Raw genomic sequence first — 24,890 nt, 5'->3', positions numbered from 1 at the left:
AGGCCTGATCCGCCATGTCAAACGCATATCCAAGCATTTCCGGCCAATTTCTGATCAACGGGGAATGGATCAAAGGGGCAAAGGTCACAAATGTGACCAACCCCGCCATTCTGAACGAAGTGGTAGGGGAAGTCGCCCTGTGCACCAAAGAGGATGTAAAGCAGGCAATCGACGCCGCCGAGCAGGCATTCCCGGCATGGGCACAGACGCCGGCGGAAAAGCGGGCGGCGCTGGTCAAGGAAGCGTCTGCGAAGCTGGCTCCGCTCATCGAACAAACGGTGCCGCTGTTCGTCCGCGAAAACGGAAAGCCGCTGGTCGAAGCGAAAAAAGACATCATGCGCTGCGTAGAGATCATGAGCCAAGGGGCGGACGCCTTGGTGAAATGGTGGAAGGTGCAGTCCATCCCGGGCGGGCAGATGGTCCAGCTCCGCAGGCGGCCGCGCGGTGTAACCGCTGTCATTTCGCCGTGGAACTCTCCGATGATCCTCACCTTCAAACGCGTGATCCCGGCTGTGCTTGCAGGAAATACAGTCGTGGTCAAACCGGCGACAGACTGTCCGCTGACCGTGCTGGAGACGCTCAAAGTCGTCGCGCAGCAGCTGCCGCCCGGCGTCATCAACATCGTGACCGGCTCCGGCGCACTGGTCGGCGAGCAAATTTGCAGCGACCCCCGAGTCCGCACCATCGCATTCACCGGCAGCACCGAGACAGGCAAACAGATCATGAGCATGTCCTCCGGCACGGTGAAAAAGCTGTACATGGAGCTGGGCGGAAACGATCCGGCGTTGATCCTGCCTGACGCCGTCCTGGATGACACCGCGATGCTGCGCATCCGCATGGGCATCCTCCGAGCGGCGGGTCAGGTATGCTCCGCAATCAAGCGCGTGTACGTGCACGAATCCCGCTACGACGAGTTCATGGGCAAGCTGACCCGCGAGTTCGGGCGCATGATCGTCGGAAACGGCATGCAGCCTGACGCCATGATGGGGCCGATCAACAACAAAGCACAGTATGACTTTGTGACGGGCTTGATCGAACGCACGAAGCAGGAGGGAGCGGACGTCCAGACGCTGGGGATCAAGCTGGATGAAGAGAGCTGGGAACAAGGCTACTTCCTGCTACCGTCCATCGCGACTGGCGTCAGCCAATCGAGCGAGCTGGTTCGCGCCGAGCAATTCGGTCCGATCATCCCGGTCCTCAAGTACGGTGATGTCGAGGAAGCGATCGCCATGGCCAACGACACGGAATTCGGCCTGCGCGCCTCGGTGTGGACAGCCGACCAGCAGCGCGCGGAAGCGATTGCCGACCGGCTGGATGCGGGTGCCGTGTTCTTCAATAACCACACGATTTTCCAAGACCTGCACTACGACTTCCCGGGTCTGAAAGAAAGCGGATTGAGCCGGGAGACGCAAATGTGCGGAATCGATCTCTTCGCCGATACGTACGGATTCGCCAATTAACCAAAAGCATTTGCCAAAGTTGCCATTCAACTACGACTGACATAGCAGGTGTCCGGTCATCAGGGGGTTGTTGCAGATATGCTTAGCAAAAACATGCGATGGGTTTATATTTCGTTGCCAATCTTCTTCTTTTGGTTCTTTGGCCAGATCGACAAGCTGGGGATATCTGTCATCCAGACGGATCCGGGCTTCTTGCAGGACATGGGACTGATCGGTCCCGATAAAAACGCGAAAATCGGCTTTTTGACCTTTATCTTTACCGTGGCGTACGCCTTGTCCAACCTGTTCTGGGGAGTCGTCATCGACAAGCTGGGCGCCCGCAAGACCGCTATGCTGGGGATTGCGGTATGGACGGTCACGATGGTGCTCGCCGGCCTCTCCACTTCCTACGAAATGTTCGTTGTCTCCCGGATTATTCTGGGGATCGGGGAAGGGATCATGATTCCGGTGTCCGGCAAGTTCATCGCCAACTGGTTCAACCGCAACGAGCTGGGGCGAGCCCAAGCCTCGTGGATTTCCGGGAACTACATCGGGCCTGCGCTCGGAGCGCTCGTCCTGTCTGCCCTGATCGCCAACATGACGTGGCACTTCTCGTTCTTCCTGTTGGCGGCATGCAACCTGATTCTGAACATTCCGATGTTCTACTTCATGACGCGGGATACGCCGGAAGAGCATCCGAAACTGAGCAAGGAAGAGCTGGCCTACATCCGCAGCGCCGATGAGGTCGCCGAAGAAAAGCAAAGCTTTGCGCAGGATTTCCGTTACTGGGTCGTCTGGATCGGCATGCTGGTCGCGTCCTTCCTGTTCTTCGGGCTGAGCATCTGGCTACCCACGTACCTGACGCAAGGCAAAGGTTTCGCCCGTGAGGCGATGGCGGGAATCACCTCGCTCTCCTGGCTGTTCGCTCTCGTCTTCGTGCTGGTGTGCGGCTACCTGTCGGACAAAACGAAGCGCCCGGGCCTTTTGGCGGCTATCCTGTTCGGACTCTGCGCGATCTTCCTCGGCATTGCGGTAAATGCGACGAACCCGGTCATCGCGGGTATCTCCATCGGACTTGCCATGGGGACGCAGGGTGGTGTCTTCCATCTGAGCAACCTGTTCATTGTGAAATTCTCCACGCCAGAAACGGCGGGGCGTGCGGCTGGTCTCATGGGCTTCACGAATATATTGGGCGGCTTTGCGAGCTACATCATGGGCTGGATGCGCGATATTTCCGGCGGGGACTTCGGTCCATCCATCCTGATGCTCATTGTCATCAGCCTGGTCGGATTTGTGGCCTACCTGTTCACCTTGAAACGGGAAGCGGCAGAAGCCACGCTGATCAAGCAGACGGAACGTCCGAAAGCCGTGTAAAAGACGGCCGAAACTGTAATTTGAGATTGGAGTGATCACGTATGGGTAAGCCTGAAGTGCGCTTGGACGAAATGACGAGGGAAGAGGCCCTGCAATATTTGAACGAAACGCTGAAGCCGGAAGAAGGGGCCATTCCTGCCTACATCCTCACCGATCCGACGATTTACAAGATCGAGCACGAGAAAATCTTCATGAAAACGTGGGTGCTGCTGGGGCACGTCTCCGAAATCCCGAATAAAAACGACTACATGCTCCGCGATCTCGCCGGCTATTCCGTGATCGTTTCCCGGGGACAGGACGGTGAAATCCGCGCGTTCTACAACATGTGCACGCACCGCGGCATGAAGCTCTGCCGGGCGGACAAGGGCAACAAGGCGAACTTTACCTGTCCGTACCACGGCTTCAACTTCAAAAACAGCGGCGAGCTGATCGGCGTACCGCTGCAAAACGACATTTACGGCGGCCAATTGGACACGTCCAAGATGAGCCTGCACAAAGTGACGATCGGGACGTATCGCGGCCTCATCTTCGGCACCTGGAACGACAATCCGCAGCCGCTGGACGATTTCCTCAGCGATTTCAAATGGTACCTCGACATCGCCCTTGGACGCACGGAGATGGAAGTCGTGGGACCGCCGCAAAAGTTCATCGTCCATTCCAACTGGAAGATCGGCTCCGACAACTTCGTGAGCGACTCCTACCACACCATGGTGACGCACGGCTCCATCGCGCAGCTGGGGATGGTTCCGAGCGCTACGTATTCCAAAAAGGGCTACCAGGTGCATACCGACAATGGACACGGCTGCCTCATCGGGATGCCCAACCCGGATTTTGCATTCCCGGAAGAGCTGAAGGATGAATACAAGGCCAATTTGACGCCTGAGCAGTTCGAACTGCTGTCGAACCTGAAAAACTTGATCGGCACGCTGTTCCCGAACCTGTCGATCCTGGTGTCCCACACGAAGGTGAAGGGGCAGCTCATCTCCAATACGACCATGCGCCTGTGGAAGCCGGTCGGACCGGACAAGATGGAGGTCATGACCTGGTTTATGGTGGAGAAAAACGCGTCGGAGGATTGGAAGAAGCGTTCGCGCGAGTCGTACATCCTCACCTTTAGCCCATCCGGCATTTTCGAGCAGGACGACACCGAAGTGTTTACGGACATTACAGCGGCAGCGAGCGGTACGATGCCGTTTGCCAAGCAATTGACCTACAACTACACCATGGGGATGCACCGAGAGCCGGTAAAAGACTTCCCGGGACCAGGCGTCGCCTATGGGGATAAATTCTCGGAAGCCAACTCCCGGAACTACTACCGGTACTGGCTCGATCTGATGAACTCGTAATCGTGAAGGAGGAAGGCGCCATGAGCATGGAAATGATGCTGGCTACCTACGAATTCCAGCAATGGTTGTACCGCGAGGCGAAATTGCTGGACGACATTGATTTTGACGGCTGGTTTTCCTTGATGCATCCCGACATTCAGTACATCATGCCGGTCCGCGTCAACAAAGAAGGCGTGGAGCGTCCCGACTACGCGGAGGACATGTTCGCGTTCCACGACGACCATCATCTGCTGTCGCTGCGCGTGGAGCGTCTGAAGACGGATTACGCCTGGGCGGAGATCCCTCCGTCCCGGACCCGCCGTTCAGTCAACAACGTCCGGGTAGAGGAGTATGTGCCAAACGAGAAAGCCGTGGTCAAAAGCTACCTGCTCTTGTATCGCAGCCGTTCGACGGACATCCACCACGATCTGGTCTCCGGCGAGCGGACAGATGAGTTTACGTACGTAGACGGGGAATGGAAGCTGTCCAAGCGCTTCTTCGTCATCGACCAGACGACGATCAATACGCGCAATCTGGCAATTTTCGTATAGAGAGAAGGAGGCGTGAGCGGCATGGCGGAGCTTTCGGGCAAATCGGTATATCTCACAGGAGGGGCCTCCGGGATCGGCAAGGCGGTTGTGGAGGCATTCATCAGCGAAGGAGCTGTCGTGACCGTCTTGGACCGCTCGGCGGAAGGGCTACGCGCTCTGCAAGAGCAGTTCGGCGACAGCGTCCGTACCATCATGGGTGACGTGACGGTGTACGAGAATCATCAGCGTGCCGTGCAATGTGCCGTGGAGTCATTCGGCAAGCTGGACGTCCTCGTGTCCAACGCAGGTGTTTTCGACGCGTTTGCCAAATTCGTCGACGTCACTCCGGAAGCGATGTCGGAGGCCTACGACGTGCTGTTTTCGATCAATGTGAAAGGCAGCTTTTTCGCGGCAAAAGCGGCGGTGGATGAGCTGAAACGCACACGGGGGAACATGATTTTCACCGTTTCCGGCGCAGGCTTCTACCCGGATGGCGGAGGCGTGTGGTACACGGCGAGCAAGCACGCGCAGATCGGTCTGCTCCGGCAGCTTGCCTTCGAGCTGGCCCCGGATATCCGGGTAAACGCGGTGGCTCCCGGCGGCACGCTGACGGCCCTGTCGGTCATCGCTCCTCTGCGTCCGTTTGTCAACGTCGTGGACAACGAGACGAAGGCGAAGAACATCAAGCGCAGAAACCCGCTCCAGATCGCGATGGAACCGGAGGATCACGTGGGGGCTTACATCCTGCTCGCCTCGGACAAAGCGCGCGCGATCACCGGAGAAGTGCTGGCCAGCGACGGCGGCCTGGTCGTCCGCGGTCTCGGTTAGGAGGAACCAGAGATGAGAGAAGCGTTATTGGGGACAAGCGAGTTGAACCAGATTTGCTTTGTCGTGCACGACATCGAAAAAGCGGCGGAAGCGTTCGCGACCCTGCTGGGAATTGAAAAGCCGAATTGGTTTTTGACAGGGACGCGCGGAGTATCCCAAATCGTGTACAACGGGGTGCCGACCGATGCCCGCAACAAGCTGATCTTCATCAACACCCCTTCCGTGCAAATCGAGCTGATCGAACCAGACCTGGAGCCAAGCACCATGCGCGATTTTCTGAACAAGCAGGAAGGCATTCACCATGTGGCTTTCAACACGGACGACATGAAAAAACAGCTGGCGCTGCTCGGCCAGCACGGCTACGGCGTCATTCAGACAGGCGAGTTTACTGCGAGCAAAGGCCGCTACGCCTATGTGGACTCCGTACCGGATCTAAAGACCATGGTCGAGCTGCTGGAGCGCGATGAACCGCAGCCGATCCCACCAGTGAAGCCGAGGGGAGAAAGCGACCCGCAGCCGCTGCTCGGTACGGACACCGTGACGCAAATCGCGTTCGTCGTCCGAGATCTGGATGCAGCAGCCGAGGCGTATTGCACACTGCTTGGGGTGGAGAAGCCGGCCGTATTGAAGGAAGGACCGAGCGAAGTGACACAGGTCGTGTATCGCGGAGAGCCGACAGAAGCCAAGGCGCGGTTCCTGTTCATCAAGACGCCGCTCATTGAGATCGAGCTGATTGAGCCGAGGGATTCGCCGAGCACGTGGAAGGAACACCTGGAGACGAAAGGCGAGGGTGTTCACCACATTTCCTTCCTGGTAAAAAACATGGACGAGAAGATCGCGCTCCTCGAGGAAAAAGGCTATCCGGTCATCCAGAAAGGGAACTTTTGGAACGGGAAAGGCCGATATGCCTACATGGACACGACCTCGGACTACCATGTCATCATAGAGCTGCTGGAAAAATTCGACGCGTAAGTCGAGGGGAGGGACGGGTGGCTCCCATTCCAGATGTGAGGGGGACAAGAGGTTGGCAAAACTTGAAAAAGATCGATACAGTGCCAGCTCGCTCGTCAGAGGACTGGAAATCCTGAAGCTGTTTCGGGCAGAGCAACCGACGCTTTCCCTGGCGGAAATCGCGAATCAGCTCGGGATCGGCCGGACGGCGCCGTTCCGTCTGCTGTTTACGCTGCAGTCTCTCGGCTATCTCAGGCAAAACGAGGAAACGAAGCGGTACGAATTGACGCCAAAGGTGCTGGAGCTGGGGTTTGCGTACTTGAACACGCTGCAGATCACGGAAGTAGCCAGACCCTATCTGGAAGAGCTCCGAGACCGGTCGGGCGGCTCCGCCCACATCGGGATTCTCGACGATACGGCTGTGGTGTTTGTGGCCGTGCAGCAGGCGAGAGGGCCGTCGACGGTCCACGTGTCCGTAGGCTCCCGTCTGCCTGCTCACGCGACGGCGGTAGGCAAGATCCTGCTGGCCTTCCAGCCGAAGGACGCGTGGGAAGAGCTGCTGCTGCTGTCCGATCTGCAATCGTACACGAAAGACACGAAGACCATGATGACAGCCATTCTCAAGGAACTGGACGTGGTCCGGAAGCAAGGGTATTCGGTCTCCAGCGGCGAGTTCGAGGTGGGGATCCGCTCCGTGTCCGCTCCCATCTTCGACGAGACGGGGCGAGCGGTGGCCGCCGTCAGTGTCGCTGCGCACGAGTCGTTTTTGCCGGACGACCATGTGGCAAACTGTGTATTGCCGGCGATTTGCGATGCAGCCGAAAAGCTGTCCGCTTTTTACGGCTACCAGCATGTAAAAGGGAGGGGATGAGTTGTCGCTGAAAACGGAATGGATCACCTTTGAGCAAGACGGCAGCAAGCATCGCTTGTACACTGCTCGGTTGGAACGGGCGAAGACCCCGTTGCCCGTGGTCATCGTCATTCAGGAGATTTGGGGGACAGACGCCCACATCCGGGACGTGACGGAGCGCTTCGCCAAGGCAGGCTTTTTGGCTGTCGCTCCCGATTTGTACGCGGTGAATGGAGATCGGCCCGCGAGCATGACGGACGAGCGCATCGAACAGATCAAGGCGTTTCTCGAAGCGCTGCCGCCGCCATCCTGGCACGACGCGGAAGCTCGCGAGGCTGCTCTGGCGAACCAGCCGGAAAAGGCTCGCGAGGAGCTGCGCGCCACGTATGCGGATGTGTTTGCCAACCTGAAGCGGCTGCCGCAGCTTTTGGAGACTCTGCAGGCGACCGTGAGCTACCTGGAAGGCTATGAGCTGTCCAAGGGGCAGAAAGCGGTTTCGATCGGCTATTGCATGGGAGGAGCGCTGTCCCTCATGCTCGCGGCTTCCGAGCCGCGTCTGGCCGGAGCGGCGGTCTACTATGGGCACCTGCTCGGGAAGGAACAGATCGCGGGCATCCAGTGCCCGGTCGTCGGGTTTTTCGGCGAACTGGACGGTCGCATCACCTCGCACGTTCCCGAGTTCGCCGCAGCGATGCAGGAAGCGGGCAAGTCGTTCACATACGAGATCTACGACGGTGCCCACCATGCGTTTTTCAACGATACCCGCGGGGCGTACCACGCAGCCGCTTCCCGCGACGCCTGGCAGAAAACCTTGGCTTTCTTTACTCGCGTATTGGCATGACGATGGGAAAAAGCGAAACCCCTTCACCGGCCTCAAAGGGCCCGGGTGGAGGGGTTTTTTCACGGTTCCTTTCCTATCTCAAACGACCTTTTAAATGGTGGGATACACCAACATCGCTGAAGCGAGGAGAAGCAGGTTTCCATTCTGCGCTCCATTCTCCACCCTGCAAGGGGGAATAGACTGACCGCTCCTCAACGATTCACGAGGAAGCGGCAGGCTAGTAGCCGCTCCGCAGTAAATACAGGGTACCGCTTCTTGATCCCGTGGATTCGTTGCTCCGCTGAGCCGGGTCCGAGAGTCGCTCCGCCTGGAAACCTGCTTTTCCAGCGAGCTTATGTGGTTTCTAGTTGCCGAGTTTTGAGGGGATTTCAAGAGGGGAAAACGAATCAGCTCAACTGTTTGGGCCTTGAAGGACGTTATGCCCTGCCTTCATCCATCTTTGAGATAGCATTCTAATCACGATCAACGCTCGAGAAGCAGATTCCCGGTCGCAGCGCCTTGCGAAGCCCGACCGAGCGGAGCAGCGCATGCGCGGGCAAAAGGAGCGGTACCCTGAATCAGCTGCGGCTTTACCGCTCCCCCATGAATACGCAGCGCAGCGGCCAGTCTACGCTTCCAAGAGGGGCGAAGTATGAAGCGAAGAGCGGGAATCTGCTTCTCCCAACGGTTACGATTCAAAGGGCGTCCTGCTTAACCCAACATTCGTCTTCGAGACAGCATCCAAAGAGATCAGAGCCGAACATCCACAAAACGCTCGAGAAGCAGATTCCCGGTCGCAGCGCCTTGCGAAGCCCGACCGAGCGGAGCAGCGCATGCGCGGGCAAAAGGAGCGGTACCCTGAATCCGCTGCGGAGCGGCTACGGCTTTACCGCTCCCCCGCGAATACGCAGCGCAGCGGCCAGTCTACGCTTCCAAGAGGGGCGAAGCACGAAGCGAAGAGCGGGAATCTGCTTCTCCCAACGGTTACGATTCAAAGGGCGTCCTGCTTAACCCAACATTCGTCTTCGAGACAGCATCCAAAGAGATCAGAGCCGAACATCCACAAAACGCTCGAGAAGCAGATTCCCGGTCGCAGGCCTTGCGAAGCCCGACCGAGCGGAGCAGCGCATTCGCGGGCAAAAGGAGCGGTACCCTGAATCCGCTGCGGAGCGGCTACGGCTTTACCGCACCCCCGCGAAGACGCAGCGCAGCGGCCAGTCTACGCTTCCAAGAGGGGCGGAGCACGAAGCGAAGAGCGTGAATCTGCTTCTCCCAACGGTTACGATTCAAAGGGCGTCCTGCTTAACCCAACATTCGTCTTCGAGACAGCATCCAAAGAGATCAGAGCCGAACATCCACAAAACGCTCGAGAAGCAGATTCCCGGTCGCAGCGCCTTGCGAAGCCCGACCGAGCGGAGCAGCGCATGCGCGGGCAAAAGGAGCGGTACCCTGAATCCGCTGCGGAGCGGCTACGGCTTTACCGCTCCCCCGCGAATACGCAGCGCAGCGGCCAGTCTACGCTTCCAAGAGGGGCGAAGCACGAAGCGAAGAGCGGGAATCTGCTTCTCCCAACGGTTACGATTCAAAGGGCGTCCTGCTTAACCCAACATTCGTCTTCGAGACAGCATCCAAAGAGATCAGAGCCGAACATCCACAAAACGCTCGAGAAGCAGATTCCCGGTCGCAGGCCTTGCGAAGCCCGACCGAGCGGAGCAGCGCATTCGCGGGCAAAAGGAGCGGTACCCTGAATCCGCTGCGGAGCGGCTACGGCTTTACCGCTCCCCCGCGAATACGCAGCGCAGCGGCCAGTCTACGCTTCCAAGAGGGGCGAAGCACGAAGCGAAGAGCGGGAATCTGCTTCTGCCACGTTAGTCTCCTCACTTATTCCATTTCATTTATAGTTAAATATTTTTCTGATTTTTTAAATGTTTTTCAATATTGACAACTTTATAACCGTAGAATAATATTTATATAGCAAAACTGAGTTTCTTATTTAAAACAACTAGGAATGCTAGATTATTTCCAGGGGGTCGCGTATGAGAAAAAGCATGGGAAAAATCGCAATGATTTTGGGTCTGGCGGTCGGCTTGACAGCCTGTGGAGCGGGGCAATCCGCCCAGCCATCCTCTGGGCAGGCTTCCGGCGGACAGCAAGCGGGCGGAGGAGGCGGGCCTGTAGAGATCAGATTAGGCGGCGGATTTTCTTCGGAGGAGCCGCTGTGGCTGATGCAGGTCGATCCGTCGCTGACGCCTCATCAAGGGAAGAGCTACACCTTGAACATCACGCAATTCCGCGCGAATGCGGACCGCCTGAACGCCTATCAGGCGAACCAGATCGACATCGCCTCCATCGGGCAAGGGGCTACGCTGGTCGCCGCTTCCCAAGGCATCCCGCTCAAAGTGATTGCCTCCGTCATCAAGGAGACGCCGGGCAAGGGCTTCAACACGCTGTTCATGGCTTCCAAGGATTCCGGGATCAACAGCATCGCGGATGTAAAAGGGAAGGTCATCGGGATTCCCGACTTCAAATCTCCTACGGACATGTGGGCCCGGGCAGCCATCCGCTCCGCCGGAATGGACCCGGACAAAGACGTGAAATACGCCATTATTCCTATTCCATCCATGCAGGAAGCTGTGAGGTCGAAAAAGATCGACATCGGGATGTTCCCGCAGCCGTTCGCGGCAACGGTACTCAAGACGGGAGAATTCAAAGAAGTGTTCAACGCAAAAACAGGAGTGCAGGCAGACGAAGATTTCCTGTCCATGATGGTCAATCCCGACTTCCTGAAAAACAATGAGCAGGCAGTCAGAGACTTCCTCAGCGATTACGTCGCCGCGCTGAAATACTACAACGAGCACGGACAAGAAGCGCGCAAACTGTTGATTGAAAAACAAAAAGTGAAGGCAGAGCCCGACGTGTACATCAATATGACCGACAACAACCGTTCTGCTGACGGCAAGGTCGATCCGGAGGGCTGGAGCAAGATCCAGGACGTCCTGCTTCAGGAAAAATGGCTGGACAAGCCGGTCGACCTGAATGCGATCATCGACATGTCCTATTTGCCCAACTAATTCCAAAGAAACGCTCGAAACGTTGAGCGGTCCCTATTTCCCAACATAGGGGCCGCTTGTTTATTACGACACAGCGAAGGAGAAGTGGCCATGCAAACCAAGACACCCGCTATCGAGATCGAGAAACTGCGCAAAGTGTACACGCGAGGAAAGGAAGAAGTGACGGCGATCCGGGAAATCAGCCTGCAAATTCCGGAAGGGAAGTTCGTCAGCATCGTGGGGCCGAGCGGCTGCGGAAAAAGCACCTTTCTGCACATCGTCGGCGGATTCATCCCCAAGTCGGGCGGAACCGTGCGGATTCGCGGCAAGGAAGTCGACAAGCCAGGCCCGGACCGAGGCATGATGTTTCAGGAGTCCGCCTTGTTTCCGTGGAAAAACGTGTTCGACAACGTCGCGTGGGGACTCGAGGTCCAAGGCGTGGCAAAAGCCAAGCGCGACGAGATCGTGGAGCATTACCTGAAGCTGGTCCACTTGTGGGATTTTCGCAACAACCTGCCCTCCGAGCTGTCGGGCGGGATGAAACAGCGCATTTCCCTCGCTCGCGTGCTCGCCTTCAATCCCGACGTCCTGTTGATGGATGAGCCGTTCGGTGCCCTCGACGCCCAGACGCGGGAAAAGATGCAAGTCGAGCTGCAGCGCATCTGGCAAGAGTCCAACAAGAGCGTCATGTTCGTCACGCACGACATCGACGAGGCCGTCTTTTTGAGCGACGTCGTGGTTGTGTTCAGCGGCCGGCCCGCCGTCATCAAGGAGATTATCGAGATCGACTTCCCGCGTCCGCGTCAGCTCGATGTGCACAAGACGCAGGAATTCATGGAGATCCGCAATCATATTTGGGATTTGCTTCACCAGGAGCACAGCCAAAGCGGTGAGGAGGAGTTTTGATGGACAAACGCCTGCACAAAATCGCCCTGATCGAGGTCGTCGCATTGCTCGTCCTCTGGCAGCTGCTCGCGACCCTGCAGTGGATTCCCGAGTATTTGTCCAGCCCTGCCGTGATCGGCAAGGAACTGTTTGCCATGATCGCGAGCGGCGACTTGTTCAGCAATGCGGCCGCGAGCTTATATCGCTCGATTGTCGGCTTCTTGCTGGTGACCGTCGTAGGGATCGTCCTCGGCATCGCCGCAGGGCACTTCAAACCGATCGGCACTTTTTTTGCCCCGATCGTGGACGTGCTGAATCCGGTTCCGAAAATCGCGCTTTTGCCGATCCTGATGGTCTGGTTCGGCATATCCGAGACGACGCGGGTGCTGCTCATCTTTTTGACGGCGTTCTTCCCCTGTTTCATCGCGACGCAGGATGGCGTGCACGGAGTGAGGCAGGTTTACGTCTGGGCCGCGCAAAACATGGGGGTCAGCCGCATACAAATCTTGTGGAAGGTCGTTCTCCCGGCCGCTTTGCCGAAAATCTTCGACGGTCTCCGCGTTTCGCTCGGCTTGACGTTCGTCATGCTGTTTTCCTCGGAAATGATCGGCTCCTCCAACGGCCTCGGGCTCGGCTTCATGATTTTGACCGCCGACATGGCAGGCCGCACCGACTTGATGTTCGTCTCGATCTTCATCATCGCCTTGCTCGGCTTTTTGTTCGACCGCATTTTACTGGCTGTCCGCGCGCGCATGCTCTGGTGGACAGAGAACAGGGGGTAGACCGACATGAAAAAAGGATGGAATCTCCTCATTCAATACCAATCGCTCATCTGGATCGTCGTCCTGTGGGAGGTCATCGCCTCTCTGCAGATCATGCCCGAGCGCCTTTTTCCGTCACTGGGCAAGGTCGTCGTGGTGGCGCTTGACCTGATCACGTCCGGCATGCTCATGGAAAATCTGCCGACGACGCTGTTCCGCGTTTTTGCCGGGTTTGTACTGGCGGCAGTGATCGGTGTGCCGCTCGGGCTGTTGATGAGCCGCTCCGCCATGCTCAACGACGTGATGCAGCCTCTCTTTTCGCTCGGCTACCCAATCCCACGCGTAGCGCTCTACCCGATTCTCGTCTTCATTCTCGGCCTGGGCTCCGCGTCCAAGGTGTCCCTCATTTTTATTGAATGCCTGTTCCCCGTTGTCCTGAACACCTACTACGGAGCCACGCGGGTAGGCAAGCTGTACCTGTGGGCAGGGCAAAACATGGGGGCGAGTCGCAGTCAACTATTTTGGCGCGTGCTGCTGCCGGCGACCATGCCCTCGATTTTTACCGGCTTGAAAATTGCGCTCCCGCTGGCGTTTATTATCGCGGTGCTGACGGAAATGATTGGCTCGACTATCGGGATGGGGTATCTGCTCAGCTACATGTCGGCCTCGCTGATGCAGGAAAAAGTGCTGGCATGCGTGTTTTTGATTACTTTGGTCGGCTATTTGCTCAACCTGCTGCTTCAGGTCGTGCAGCGAAAGTACGTGTTTTGGCAGTAGTTGCTTGCAATTATCTTACACTTTCGAATATTGACTTTTGCGGAAAAGAGACCTATAATTTTAAATACAAAACGTTGTTTTTTATACAAAACAATCTGAGGAGGCATTACCATGAGTGAACAAAACATCTCCATTCAAGAATTTGAGCAAAAATACGTAGCACGTCTGGAAACCCGCAAACTCGACTACAATGCACTCTCTTTCCAGGAGCAAGTAAACCCTGCTTACCGTCGCGCGCAATGCCGTTATGTCGGGACCGGCGGCGTCGCTACTTCTGACAGCAACGTCATCCAAGCCGAGCACTTCACCCTGAGCAACATGTACCTGCCGGCTGGCGCAGAAGGCCCTCTGCACCTGCATAGCGACGTGGAAGAAGTATTCTTCGTAATCAAAGGCAGCATCACCGCACTGGTGCAAATCGGCGAAACGGTTCATGAAATCAAGCTCGGCGAGCGCGATTGCATCTGGACTCCTCCAGGCTACTACCGCGGCGTTCGCAACGATGGCGATGAAGAAGCGATCATGGCGGTTATGCTGGGCGCGCCAAAACCGCAAATCCCGACTTACCCGGAAGGCAGCGAGCTGGAAAAAATCCGCGTCGAACGCGCAAAAGCAAAAGCAGCGGCGGCAGCGGCCGAGCAACAAAAATAAAAAGGCGGATCGGGGAGCCTGCGCAAGGCTCCCGCTGCCTGCCCATACAGCGAAAAGACCGGCACAAACAACGGCCGGGTCTTTTCATTTCCGGAACGAAAACCAATCGCACACGAGGTGATAGCCATGCCATTTACACAAGTCGGATCGCTCAGGATTCACTACCGGACGGCGGGCGAAGGAATGCCGCTCTTCCTGCTGCACGGTCTCGGCAACAATTCACAATCATGGTCCCGCCAGCTTGCGGGTCTGCAGGATCACTTCCAGGTCATCGCCTGGGACACGCCCGGCTACGGAGACAGCTCCGATCCGGATCCGGAGTTTCGCACCTTTGGCGAACTTGCTGAACTGCTCAAAGGCTTTATCGATTCTCTGGGCTTCCGGAAAATCTTCCTGCTCGGACATTCGATGGGCAGCACGCTCGCCATGGAGTTTTGCGCGAAGTATCCGGAATACGTGGAAGCACTGATCCTCGCGGCGAGCACCCGCGGCGGCCGGACGAATCCGGAGACGAATGAGCGCAAGCTGAAGAATCGCCTGCACAACGTGGAAAACCTGCCGCCGCAGGAGCTGGCCGAGCTGCGCACGCCGGACATGTTTTCTCCGTACGCCGCGCCGGAAATCATCGCCGAAGCCAAGCGCATCATGTCGATGGTGAGGCCGCCCGGTTACCGCTCTGTGGCTTACTCCCTCTACCATGCGGATCAGACGGAGCTGCTCGGGTCCATCAAGCTGCCGACGATGCTCATTTGCGGAGAGGACGACAAGGTCACTCCGGTGCCGGAATCGCGTATCGTCGCAGAGAAAATCGAAGGTGCCACCCTTCATCTCATCCCGCGTGCGGGCCACGTGTGCTACATCGAGCAGCCGGAGGAGTTCAACCGTCTCGTGCTGTCGTTCCTGCACAAGTTTGACAAGGGGGAAGCGTGATGAAGATCGGGATCATCGGGGGAGGAACGGTAGCGACCTTCCTGACCAAAAGCATCAACATCGATCGACGGCTCCCCGGCTGTACGGTAGACTCCGCCTTGCTGAGGAGGCCGGAAGTGGCAGACGAGTGGGAGCGCACGTACGGGACACGTGCCTTTACGGATCTGGAGGCGTTTCTTTCGTCGGGGATTGATATCGTGGTGGAGGCGGCGACGGTCGAAGCGGTGCGCGACTACGCCGAGAAGGTCATCTCCAAGCGCAAGGACCTCGTGGTCATCAGCGTAGGAGCGCTTGTGGATCCGAAATTGTATGAGCGGCTAAGCGAAATGTGCCGTCAGCTGGGCACGCGCATCCTGCTGCCTTCCGGGGCCATCGGCGGTCTGGATGTGATCCATTCCGCGATGGCGCTGGGACAGCTCGACCAGGTCACGCTCACGACCCGCAAGCCGGCTGCGTCGCTCCTGGGGCATCGGGTGGAGGAGGAGCAAGTGGTCTTCGCCGGTACCGCTACGGAAGCGATCAGCCGCTTCCCGAAAAACATCAACGTGGCCATCGTCCTGTCGCTCGCGGGCCTCGGCTGCGACGACACCCGCGTGACGATCGTGGCCGATCCGCAAGCAACGAAAAACACGCACTGCATCGAAGCGGTCGGAGCATTCGGGAAGATGAGCATCCAGCTGGAAAACGACCCGATGCCGGACAATCCGAAGACGAGCTATCTCGCCGCCTTGAGTGTTCTTTCTACATTAAAGAAGCAGACCGAGCGCATTTCGATCGGATAACCGGCGGATTTGCCCGGGTTCGCACTTGTTACGTTGACGTGTGAAGACTACAATAGGTGAAAAGGTACCACTTGCATGTCCCTTTAGCAGAAAGGAGTAACAAGCGCTCATGCCGAAAACGGAGAAAGATCGGTATCTCTCCAATTCCCTCATCAGGGGGTTGGAAATTTTAAAAATGTTCGACGCATCCCATTCGACGCTGAGTCTGGCGGAGATCGCCGCCAAGATGGGGGTAAGCCGGACCGTTCCATTCAGATTTCTCTATACGCTTCAGCATCTGGGCTACCTCTTTCAGGATGAAACGACCAAGCGCTATCAGCTGACCCCCAAGGTCATGGAGCTGGGCTTCGCTTTCTTGAACACCATGCACCTTCCCGAGCTGGCCCGCCCGTATCTGGAAAAGCTGCGGGACCAGACGGGAGCCTCCGCCCACATCGGCATTCTGGACGGAACCGAAGTCGTGTACATCGCACGTGCCGCCACTTCCACCAACTTCTCCACGCTGAACGTCATGATCGGCTCGCGGCTCCCTGCCCATGCCACATCGATGGGCAAGGTGCTGCTGGCGTTTTTGCCGGAGGAAAAACGGGCGTCCGTGATGGAGTCGATCCAGCTGCAATCGTTTACGACGCAGACGAAGACGATGATGGAAGACTTGAAAGCGCAGCTGGAGGAGATTCGCGCGCAAGGCTACGCTGTCAGCAATGAAGAATTCGAGATCGGAATTTATTCGGTGGCGTTCCCCATTTTCGACCGGGACGGCGTCATTTCGGCCGCGATCAATATCGCCTCGCCGACGAGCATGATCAACGAAAGCGTGATCGACTCGCAAATCATCCCGGCGGTCCGCGAAGCCGCAAAAGCTTTGTCTGGCTATTCCAACAAGTAAGCATAGGGCAAGCCTCTGTCGAATAAAAGCTGCCTTTCCCCTGAACTGCTCCCCAATTGTTAGACACATCTAACAAGAGGAGGTGCAGTTCACCCGGGATCGGCAGCTTTTTGCTGTTTCAGAGCCCTCCATGGCTTAGGGGAAGCCTTGCAGCCCTGCCGATTCAGCAAGCATGCCCATTCTCTCGCTGGGCCCTCTCACCCTGAAGCTGGCCGCGAGCGAGGTTTTCGATCGGGTCCCTCCGGAGAAGAGAAGGCCAGCAAGCCGAGAAAGTGCTCACGATAGGATCCGAAGAGGTAAATCGTCAGTCCTGCGACCAGGCACCCCAGCAAGAGCAAATCGTGGTCGACAAAGAGATGAAACGCCAAAATGTTGACGGCGACGGGCGCTGTGACGGTCAAGGCGAGCGGCACCCAGCGGTTGGCCAAGAGAAGCAGACCGCAAATCACCTCCGTGGTTTTGACCAGCACGAGCAAATAGCCCTGCAAAAGCTGCATCGCGGCAGGGCTTGTAGGGAACAAAGGCGGATAGCCGAAGATGACCAGGCAGCCGTTGAAGCCGGCCCCCAGCAAGATCAGTCCCAAAAGCACGCGGGCCAAGGCTGCTATTCGTTTTTTCACGGAACGCATCCCCCTCTTGAAATGGATGAAAAGTGCCTTTGACCAGGTGGTCAATGTCATCGTACACGAGTTTTGACCACCTGGTCAAGATGCGCTATGATGAACGAGAGAAAACGGACAAGAAAAAGGTGAGAAAATGATTTCGATCTGGCAAGACGACGATCAGATGGAGCCTGTCAAAAGAAAGCTGCTGCAGGCTGCCCTGCTGGAATTCGCGGAAAAGGGGTATGAAGGCGGGTCTACCAATCAGATCGTACAAAGCGCAGGCGTCTCCAAAGGGATGCTGTTCCACCTGTTTTCCAACAAAAAGACCTTGTTCCTGGCGGTTGTCGACGCGTGTATCGCGTATTTTTTCGCCTACCTCGATGGGCGCTTGAAAGAGCTGTCTGACGATCTTTTGGAGCGCCTTCTCCAGATCCAGCGAGTGAAAATGGAGTTATTTGCAGAGGAGCCTCATCTGTACCGGATGGCGGTATCGACCTTCATCGATTGTCCGGCCGGCTGCCGGGATGAAATAAAGGCGAGGGAAGCGGAATTCAACGAACGGTATTTTTCGTTGTTCCTGAACGACGTGGATACGTCGAAATGGCGGGAGCAGCTCGATGTCAAGCAGTCGCTTTCCTTCATCCTCGCCGCCATCGAGGCGCTGACGCAAAAGCACGTGCGAGACCAATCCCAAGCGCGTTACAGGGGATTGGAGCGATTGGCCCTGTTCCAAGAGGAGATCGGAGCGTTTTGCGACATGATCCGATACGGGCTGTACAAACAGTAGGGATTGCCCAGAAGTGCGCCTCCCCTTCCAGAAAAATCAAGGAGTTCATTGACAAAAGGGAAGGAGGGAGGTATCATGAGCATAAAACAAAGTAAAACGGTAGGAATAATATAAATTGGATTTTGGCTCACATCTCGAGGAGGGTACCGGATGGCAAAAAAACGGGAAGCGTTGGACGATCGGCTCAAGGAGAAGATTGCAGAGGCGCTGGAAAACCTGGAGTACGGCTCCGTTCACATCGTGGTGCACGATTCCCAGGTGGTGCAAATCGAGCGGACCGAGAAGTATCGGCTTCCCTCGGAAAAGGCGGAGGCCAAAAACATGCCGATTCGCGCAGGAAAATGAAGAGGCAGGAAAAGCCCAAAAGAGGGGAGGAGCTAGGAATGGCTGGCGTTCTGGTAATTGGCGGAGATCGGGTGGGGGCAATCGAGAACAGGCTGCAGGAAAAAGGATTTCGCCATGTTTATCACGTATCGGGCAGAAAAAAGTCGGATGTCAAGGCAATGATTCCATCGGACACAGAGCTGATCTTGGTATTTATCAACTTTGTCAATCACAATCTCTGCAAAAATATCAAGAAGCTCGCCAAACAAAAACAAGTGCCGATCGTCTTTTGCAGGCGTTCCTGTGACGCGGTCGACCTGTACGAACCGGTCATCAGCTAGAGCGAAGCGGGACAGAAGAGAGGTATTCGTCCGTGAATAGAAATATTCACTCGCGAATACCTCTCTTTGCTGTCGAATGAACACGAAAATAGTAGAACGGAAGGCGCGCTTTCGAAAAAGTATTCATCTATGAATAGAACATGGGGGCAAACCCGGCAAGAAAGCTGATGGCATAAAATTTGCAGAATATTTCTATATTCCGCAATCGAATCCATACCAGGAGGGAAATCATGAAACGATCTTTTGCCATCATGAGCGTGCTCGTCCTGCTGGGCGGTCTTTTCGCAGGGTGCAGCGGCAATACAGCCAGCCAGCCCCCTTCATCCGAATCCGCCTCTCCGCAAACCGGGAAGACTCAGGCTGCCGAGCAAATGCTGCGGATGAATGCCGCCGAGCCAGAGACGCTCGATTCGGGCATGTCCAACGACGTAATCTCAGGCGCCTTCATTCGTTCGCTCTACGATGCTCTGGTGAGACTCGACAAGGACGGCAAGCCGGCAAACTCCGTCGCGCAGGAGATCAAGGTCTCCGATGACAAAAAAGTATACACCTTCACGCTGCGCGATACGAAATGGAGCAACGGGGATCCGGTGACCGCTCGCGACTTCGCGTTCGCTTGGCTGCGGGTGCTCGACCCGAAAACCGGCAGCGGATCCGCCTACAAGTTTTACCCGATCAAAAATGCCCGGGCCTTTTTCCAAGGGAAGGCAGGGGCAGACGAGGTCGGCATCAAGGTCGTGGATGACAAGACACTGGAGGTCACGCTGGAAAGCCCGACGCCGTACTTCCTGACACTCGCGACTTTTTACTATCCCGTCAATCAGAAGGTCGTGGAAGGAAACGCCGACTGGGCGAAAAAGCCGGAGACGATCGTCACCAACGGCCCGTTCAAGCTCGCCGCATGGGAGCACAAAAACAAGATCGAGCTGGCCAAAAACGACCAATATTGGGACAAGGATGCCGTGAAGCTGGACAAGATCGAGTTTTCCATGATCGAAGACACGAACACGGAGCTGGAGATGTTCAACAAAGGGGATCTGGATTGGGCGGGCGGACCTATCAGCGCGCTGCCCGCCGACGCGATCGGGCCGCTGCATGATGAAGGCAAGCTGCAAACGATGGAACGCGCGACCAACTACTACCTCCTGTTTCAAACGGAAAAAGCCCCATTCACCAATGAAAAGATTCGCAAGGCGTTTGCCTACGCGGTCAATCGCAAGGACATCGCCGACAACATCGGCCAGGCAGGGCAGACACCGCTGATGGGCTTCGTTCCGTTGTCCGCTTCCCTGAAAAAAGAAGGGTACTTCAAGGATAACGACACCGAGACGGCGAAACAGTTGTTGGCGGAAGGAATGAAGGAGCTGGGAATTTCCAAGCTGCCGGACATCACGTATCTGTACAACACCTCGGATTTGCACAAAAAGATCGCCGAAGCGCTGCAGGCGCAGTGGAAGCAGGTGCTTGGAGTGGACGTCAAGCTGGTCAACAAAGAGCTGAAAGTCATGTTTGACGATCAGGAGCATGGAAACTACATGATCTCCCGCTCCGGCTGGACGGGCGACTACAACGACTCCGTCAACTTCCTCGAGCTGTTCATGGAGAAAAACAGCGGCAACAACTCCACCTTCTGGCACGACGAGAAGTACGTCGATCTGGTGCACAAAGCGTACGCCGAGCCGGATGAGACGAAGCGCAATCAGTACTTGCTGGAGGCGGAGAGCATTTTGATGGAGCAGATGCCGGTCACCGGTATCTACAGCAGCGTCAATTCCTGGGTGCAAAACGACAAGGTGAAAGGCATCACGGTGGACCCTTTGGGCTACATCGACTTCAAATGGGGCTACAAGGAGCCATAGGATAAGACTCAGGCAGGACTGGCCGACACTTTTTTACGTGTTGGCCTTTCCATGCAGGCGGGAATGGACGTAAGCAATAGGTTTCACCACTGATGTGGGAGGGATTCGTATGGGGACATGGCAACAAGCGATCAACGAAGTATTGCAGGATGCGCCGGGCGTATTCGGAGTAGCGGCAGCTCACCTGGAGACGGAAGAGACGGCGGGGCATTTGGAAAACGAGCTGTTCCAACTGGCGAGCGCCTTCAAGATTCCGATTTTGGTCACGCTCATGCGAGATGTGGAGGATGGGAAGATCAGGCTCGACCAGCGGGTGACGCTCAAATGGGAGGAGCGCGTGCCTGGCTCCGGCATTTTGCAGGAGCTGGATGCGGGAGCCGCTTTGACGGTAAAGGACCTGGCGACACTGATGACCATCGTCAGCGACAATTACGCGACAGACCTCATCCTCGGACTGGTCGGACTGGAAAACGTCAATGCGCACATGCGCGAGCTCGGCCTTGAGCAAATCTACCTGCGCCATACCTGCTGGCAGCTGCTTAACGCCTGCGTCGGCATGGAAGAGCCGCATCCGTCACCGGAGGGTTTTGCCGAGTACGAGCGGCGGGAGGAGACTGGCGAGTACGACATCCTGCTGGACGTCTCCCTGCCCACGCTGGACAACAACGTGGCGACCCCCGCCGACTTGAATCGATTGCTCGCGATGATCGCGAAAAAAGAAATTCTGACCCCTGCCTCGTGCGACCTGATGCTCGATATTTTGCGCCGCCAGCAGTTCAACAGCCGGCTGCCTTATTTGCTGCCTCCGGGAACCAAGGTGGCGCACAAGACGGGGACAGTCAACGAAGTCGTCAACGACGCGGGACTCATTTTTTTGCCGCAGGGAAAAGGGACGATCGCGATCACCGTACTGTCGCGCGGCATTCAGGACAAGCTGGCGGCGGAGCAGACGATTGCGCGGATCGCGAAAGCCGTGTACGACCAGGCGACGGAGGGCTGAGAAGCATGAATGGCTGGATCGATTCGTTTGAAGCGTATGCCCAGACATTGCTGGGGGAAGCGAAGGCGCCGGGGGCGGTGGTCGGCGTCAAAAAGAATGGCGAATGGCTGTACCAGGGAACATTTGGATACCGGGACAGGGAGCAGGGATTGCCGCTGTCCATGGATACCGTTTTCGGCATCGCTTCCGTGACGAAGTCGTTTACCTGCGTGGCGATCATGCAGCTGCAGGAGGCCGGGAAGCTCTCCGTCCACGACCCGGTCGTAAAGTACTTGCCTGAGCTGCGGATGGGGGCGGAGGAATGGCGAAACAAAATCACCATTCACCACTTCATGACGCATACGCCGGGCATGCCTCCGCTGCCCTTTTTGGATGGAGCCATGAAGCGCAGCCTGGAGCAGGACCCTGCCATTCGGGGCACAGAGGCCGAAGCGGAGCTGCAGAAGCTCCCGTATCTCGACACGTACGAAGAAGTGCTGGCAGCCATTTCGGATTTCAACGGGGCGCCGCTGGGAGAGCCGGGCGAGGTGTTCAGCTACAACAACGACGCGTACGGACTGCTCGGTGCCATCATCGAACGGGTGAGCGGCCAGCCGTATGAGCAGTATGTCACCGAGCGCATCCTGCGACCGCTCGGCATGTCCCGGACGGTGTTTGACGTGCAGGAGCTGGAGCATCCGGAAGATGTGACCGTCCTGTACACCACGAAAAAAATCGAGGGCGTACGCGAGGTAATGGCGGCACCGTACTGGCACGACGCACCGGCCATGCGTGCTGCCGGCTTTCTCAAATCGACGGCGAGCGATCTGTTGACGTACCTGGGCATCTTTTGCATCGGACCCGAGGCGGATGCGAAGGGAGTCTTGTCGCAAGAGAGCATCCGGCAGATGAAGGAAGCCTACGCCAGATGCGACGGGCATCGCTCCTACGGGTACGGGCTGATGGTGGCACAAGGTTTTCCCGACGGGCTCATGATCGAGCACGGGGGATCGCTCAAGGGGATCAGCTCCCATATTTTTGCCCTTCCCGAAAAGGGACTGACGGGGGTGATCCTGTGCAATCTCGACGGCGTTTCCGTGCGCCAACTGGCTTTGGGATTGCTCCATACAATCGCGGGCAGGCCGGCGGAGGCACAGCTTTATCCCATTGTCCCCATCGAACTGCCGATTGCAAACCAGGTGGAGTACACGGGCCGCTACGTATCGGAGGAATGGCTTTCCGCGACGATCGAGCAAAAGGACGGCTGTCTGCGCATCGTGGAGAGCGACGGGCTTTCTTATCCGCTGATTCCCGTGGAAAAGGACGGCTTCGTGTTCAAGCGGGGGAACTACGTTGTCTGGATCGACTTCTTTCGATCGCCAGCAGGGGAGATCGTACGGATGAGCTACGCGCTGCGTCAACTGCTGAAGGAGAAGAACAAAGAAAAGTAAAAATCGTGCAAAGGGCAATTCGGTTTTCCAACGAATTGTTCTTTTGTTTGCAAGGCGAGGGGGAACTGCCTGCACGGTTTTCGAATAGTCCGTACGCTTAGGTGACGGGTTTTTGAATCTCGCCCGGAAAAACGAAAGCGCTGAACGTCACACAAGTCTGGTGGAGCTTCGTGCGGTGTGCGAGCGGGTGCACCATCTGGCGAGGCATTACGTAGTCGCAGATCAAACAACTGTTTACCCCCTTTTTCACGACAAAGAAAGAAGGGACAGGGATGGGGCTTGCGATCTGCAAGCAACTGGCCGTGGAGATGGGCGGGCGCATCTGCGTTCATTCGACCCTAGGCGCCGGAACGCGCGTCGAGGTTTTCCTGCCAACCAGGCTGTAAAAAAGTACGCATCGCGGCGTACTCTTTTACAGCTTTTTGTTTTGGCTTAAAAGAAATTTTACGCTATACAAAAAGTTGTTGATCAGGAATCTTCAGAATAGTATGGTTAGGAGAAAAGGAAGCGAAAGGTGATGCTTGTGTCCAAAGTGGAGCAGCGTTTGAAGGAGCTGGGGTATGAACTGCCCCCGGTCCCCCCGAAAATGGCCAATTACGTCTCGTGCGTGCAAACGGGCCATGTCGTCTATACGTCCGGAGCCGGCTGCTACGTGAACGGCAGCCCCATGTATCACGGCAGGCTGGGGGAAGACGTGACGATCGAGCAAGGCTACGAGGCGGCGAAGGTCACAGCCTTGAATTTGCTGGCGATTCTCAAGGACGAGCTTGGCGATCTGGATCGGATCACGCGGATCGTGAAGCTGTTTGCCCTTGTCTCCAGCGCTCCCGACTTTTACGAGCAGCCGCAGGTCATCAACGGGGCATCCGACTTTTTCATCGGGATTTTCGGCGAAGCGGGCAAGCATGCGCGTTCGGCTGCGGGTACGTCCGTGCTGCCCTTCAACAATCCGATTGAAATCGAGATGATTGTGGAAGTTAGCCCGGCATGAATCCGGAACTGAATCCGCAGGAATCCAAGAAGTCAGGGAAAAGCGAGGCAGCCATGAAGAAAACCCATCCGATCTTGGCGAGCTACATTCCGGTGGTCGAGGGGCTGGCCAAGACGTTCGGCAACCATTGCGAGGTCGTTCTACACGATTTGACGGACGATCTTGCCTCGTCCATTATCGCGATCCACAACGGCCACGTCAGCGGCAGGCAGGTCGGTTCACCGGTTACCAACCTGGCCCTGCAAGCGCTGCGCAGCGCCAAAGTCAGCGAGGAGCCGTACGACTTGAACTATCGCAACGAGACCATCAAAGGCAAACAGATCAAATCGAGCTCCATCTACATCAAGGATGAGGCTGGAGTAGTGATCGGGAGCCTATGCATCAATATCGACGTGACTCACCTGGCTATGGCGCACGCCGTGCTGGGCTCCATGATGGAGATCGAAGACAAGCAGGATGAGAGAAAAGAGGACGAGAACTTCGCTCCCACTGTCGCCGTTCTCATGGAACAGATGATCGACGACTGTCTCAAACGGACAGGAAAACCGATCGCCCTGATGCAAAAGGAGGACAAGATCCAGTTTATCCGTTTGCTTGATGAGGCAGGTCTCTTCCTGATCAAGGGAGCGGTGCAGCACGTCGCCGATTTGTTGGATGTATCCAAGTTCACGGTCTATAGCTATTTGGATAAAAAAGACGGGAGATGAGCTC

At 56.6% G+C, this 24,890-nt stretch carries 27 protein-coding genes; 25 read left to right on the top strand and 2 right to left on the bottom strand.

The genetic code is table 11. The features are described from left to right. The first annotated feature begins 14 nt into the window (after positions 1-14). The 8 genes from RGB73_RS24140 (at position 15) to RGB73_RS24105 (ending at position 8,138) form a co-directional block, all read left to right on the top strand. The gene (locus RGB73_RS24140) at positions 15-1,460 is read left to right on the top strand and encodes an aldehyde dehydrogenase family protein (protein WP_310765303.1); all 1,446 of its coding nucleotides are present in this window, start codon (positions 15-17) and stop codon (positions 1,458-1,460) included. Between the two features lie 78 nt (positions 1,461-1,538). Next, the gene (locus RGB73_RS24135; protein ID WP_310765302.1) at positions 1,539-2,813 is read left to right on the top strand and encodes an MFS transporter; all 1,275 of its coding nucleotides are present in this window, start codon (positions 1,539-1,541) and stop codon (positions 2,811-2,813) included. 41 nt (positions 2,814-2,854) lie between these two features. Further along, positions 2,855-4,159: an aromatic ring-hydroxylating dioxygenase subunit alpha gene (locus RGB73_RS24130; protein WP_310765301.1), complete on the top strand. Its 1,305-nt coding sequence runs from the start codon at positions 2,855-2,857 to the stop codon at positions 4,157-4,159. Positions 4,160-4,179: 20 nt separating this feature from the next. Continuing rightward, complete coding sequence (locus tag RGB73_RS24125; protein ID WP_310765299.1) at positions 4,180-4,689, top strand: aromatic-ring-hydroxylating dioxygenase subunit beta; 510 nt, start codon at positions 4,180-4,182, stop codon at positions 4,687-4,689. 21 nt (positions 4,690-4,710) lie between these two features. After that, a complete protein-coding gene (locus tag RGB73_RS24120) occupies positions 4,711-5,496 on the top strand; it encodes an SDR family NAD(P)-dependent oxidoreductase (protein ID WP_310765298.1) in 786 nt (261 codons plus the stop codon). A gap of 12 nt (positions 5,497-5,508) precedes the next feature. After that, on the top strand, positions 5,509-6,468 hold the full coding sequence (locus RGB73_RS24115) for a VOC family protein (protein ID WP_310765296.1): 960 nt from the start codon (positions 5,509-5,511) through the stop codon (positions 6,466-6,468). A 52-nt stretch (positions 6,469-6,520) separates the two neighbouring features. Then, the gene (locus RGB73_RS24110; RefSeq protein WP_310765295.1) at positions 6,521-7,318 is read left to right on the top strand and encodes an IclR family transcriptional regulator; all 798 of its coding nucleotides are present in this window, start codon (positions 6,521-6,523) and stop codon (positions 7,316-7,318) included. Position 7,319: 1 nt separating this feature from the next. Further along, the gene (locus tag RGB73_RS24105; RefSeq protein ID WP_310765293.1) at positions 7,320-8,138 is read left to right on the top strand and encodes a dienelactone hydrolase family protein; all 819 of its coding nucleotides are present in this window, start codon (positions 7,320-7,322) and stop codon (positions 8,136-8,138) included. A gap of 462 nt (positions 8,139-8,600) precedes the next feature. On the opposite strand, the gene RGB73_RS24100 is transcribed toward RGB73_RS24105, so the two are convergent. After that, positions 8,601-8,816, bottom strand: a complete 216-nt coding sequence (locus RGB73_RS24100; protein WP_310765292.1) for a hypothetical protein — start codon at positions 8,814-8,816, stop codon at positions 8,601-8,603. 1,337 nt (positions 8,817-10,153) lie between these two features. Here RGB73_RS24100 and RGB73_RS24095 point away from each other — a divergent pair. The 8 genes from RGB73_RS24095 (at position 10,154) to RGB73_RS24060 (ending at position 16,842) form a co-directional block, all read left to right on the top strand. Then, positions 10,154-11,188, top strand: a complete 1,035-nt coding sequence (locus RGB73_RS24095; protein ID WP_310765291.1) for an ABC transporter substrate-binding protein — start codon at positions 10,154-10,156, stop codon at positions 11,186-11,188. Positions 11,189-11,278: 90 nt separating this feature from the next. After that, positions 11,279-12,073, top strand: a complete 795-nt coding sequence (locus tag RGB73_RS24090) for an ABC transporter ATP-binding protein (RefSeq protein ID WP_310765290.1) — start codon at positions 11,279-11,281, stop codon at positions 12,071-12,073. Continuing rightward, entirely contained in the window at positions 12,073-12,834 is a 762-nt protein-coding gene (locus RGB73_RS24085) for an ABC transporter permease (RefSeq protein ID WP_310765288.1), read from the top strand. The genes RGB73_RS24090 and RGB73_RS24085 overlap by 1 nt, the downstream gene beginning before the upstream one ends. 6 nt (positions 12,835-12,840) lie before the next feature. After that, complete coding sequence (locus RGB73_RS24080; protein WP_310765287.1) at positions 12,841-13,590, top strand: ABC transporter permease; 750 nt, start codon at positions 12,841-12,843, stop codon at positions 13,588-13,590. Between the two features lie 111 nt (positions 13,591-13,701). Further along, positions 13,702-14,241 (top strand): cupin domain-containing protein, encoded by a 540-nt coding sequence (locus RGB73_RS24075; RefSeq protein ID WP_310765286.1) that lies wholly within the window; start codon positions 13,702-13,704, stop codon positions 14,239-14,241. A 126-nt stretch (positions 14,242-14,367) separates the two neighbouring features. After that, positions 14,368-15,171: an alpha/beta fold hydrolase gene (locus RGB73_RS24070; protein ID WP_310765285.1), complete on the top strand. Its 804-nt coding sequence runs from the start codon at positions 14,368-14,370 to the stop codon at positions 15,169-15,171. Beyond that, positions 15,171-15,953 carry an aspartate dehydrogenase gene (gene nadX / locus RGB73_RS24065; protein ID WP_310765284.1) on the top strand — a complete coding sequence of 261 codons (783 nt, stop codon included), beginning with the start codon at positions 15,171-15,173 and terminating at the stop codon, positions 15,951-15,953. Before RGB73_RS24070 ends, nadX begins: the two co-directional genes overlap by 1 nt. Positions 15,954-16,062: 109 nt before the next feature. Next, positions 16,063-16,842 (top strand): IclR family transcriptional regulator, encoded by a 780-nt coding sequence (locus tag RGB73_RS24060; RefSeq protein WP_310765283.1) that lies wholly within the window; start codon positions 16,063-16,065, stop codon positions 16,840-16,842. A 197-nt stretch (positions 16,843-17,039) separates the two neighbouring features. Here RGB73_RS24060 and RGB73_RS24055 read toward each other — a convergent pair whose 3' ends face one another. Then, on the bottom strand, positions 17,040-17,462 hold the full coding sequence (locus RGB73_RS24055) for a hypothetical protein (protein ID WP_310765282.1): 423 nt from the start codon (positions 17,460-17,462) through the stop codon (positions 17,040-17,042). 136 nt (positions 17,463-17,598) lie between these two features. Here RGB73_RS24055 and RGB73_RS24050 point away from each other — a divergent pair, with 136 nt between their 5' ends. The 9 genes from RGB73_RS24050 to RGB73_RS24015 all read left to right on the top strand — a co-directional run bounded on the left by RGB73_RS24050 (position 17,599) and on the right by RGB73_RS24015 (position 24,886). Beyond that, a complete protein-coding gene (locus RGB73_RS24050) occupies positions 17,599-18,234 on the top strand; it encodes a TetR/AcrR family transcriptional regulator (protein ID WP_310765281.1) in 636 nt (211 codons plus the stop codon). Positions 18,235-18,384: 150 nt separating this feature from the next. After that, on the top strand, positions 18,385-18,579 hold the full coding sequence (locus tag RGB73_RS24045) for a YezD family protein (protein ID WP_310765280.1): 195 nt from the start codon (positions 18,385-18,387) through the stop codon (positions 18,577-18,579). Positions 18,580-18,617: 38 nt separating this feature from the next. Next, the gene (locus RGB73_RS24040) at positions 18,618-18,899 is read left to right on the top strand and encodes a DUF2325 domain-containing protein (protein ID WP_310765279.1); all 282 of its coding nucleotides are present in this window, start codon (positions 18,618-18,620) and stop codon (positions 18,897-18,899) included. Between the two features lie 230 nt (positions 18,900-19,129). Then, the gene (locus RGB73_RS24035) at positions 19,130-20,758 is read left to right on the top strand and encodes a peptide ABC transporter substrate-binding protein (RefSeq protein ID WP_310765278.1); all 1,629 of its coding nucleotides are present in this window, start codon (positions 19,130-19,132) and stop codon (positions 20,756-20,758) included. Between the two features lie 109 nt (positions 20,759-20,867). Beyond that, positions 20,868-21,758, top strand: a complete 891-nt coding sequence (locus RGB73_RS24030) for a serine hydrolase (RefSeq protein WP_310765276.1) — start codon at positions 20,868-20,870, stop codon at positions 21,756-21,758. Positions 21,759-21,763: 5 nt separating this feature from the next. Beyond that, positions 21,764-23,188, top strand: a complete 1,425-nt coding sequence (locus RGB73_RS24025; RefSeq protein WP_310765275.1) for a serine hydrolase domain-containing protein — start codon at positions 21,764-21,766, stop codon at positions 23,186-23,188. Between the two features lie 272 nt (positions 23,189-23,460). After that, positions 23,461-23,574, top strand: coding sequence for an ATP-binding protein (locus RGB73_RS30680; protein WP_396136133.1), 114 nt, complete (start codon positions 23,461-23,463; stop codon positions 23,572-23,574). Between the two features lie 137 nt (positions 23,575-23,711). Further along, positions 23,712-24,179, top strand: coding sequence for a RidA family protein (locus RGB73_RS24020; protein ID WP_310774515.1), 468 nt, complete (start codon positions 23,712-23,714; stop codon positions 24,177-24,179). Beyond that, positions 24,176-24,886, top strand: coding sequence for a helix-turn-helix transcriptional regulator (locus RGB73_RS24015; RefSeq protein WP_310765274.1), 711 nt, complete (start codon positions 24,176-24,178; stop codon positions 24,884-24,886). The genes RGB73_RS24020 and RGB73_RS24015 overlap by 4 nt, the downstream gene beginning before the upstream one ends. Positions 24,887-24,890: the final 4 nt, after the last annotated feature.

The organism is Brevibacillus brevis (assembly GCF_031583145.1).
Lineage (GTDB): Bacteria > Bacillota > Bacilli > Brevibacillales > Brevibacillaceae > Brevibacillus > Brevibacillus brevis_E.
The sequence above is the reverse complement of the archived record's forward strand: the minus strand, read 5'-3'. Positions and strand labels throughout refer to the sequence as shown.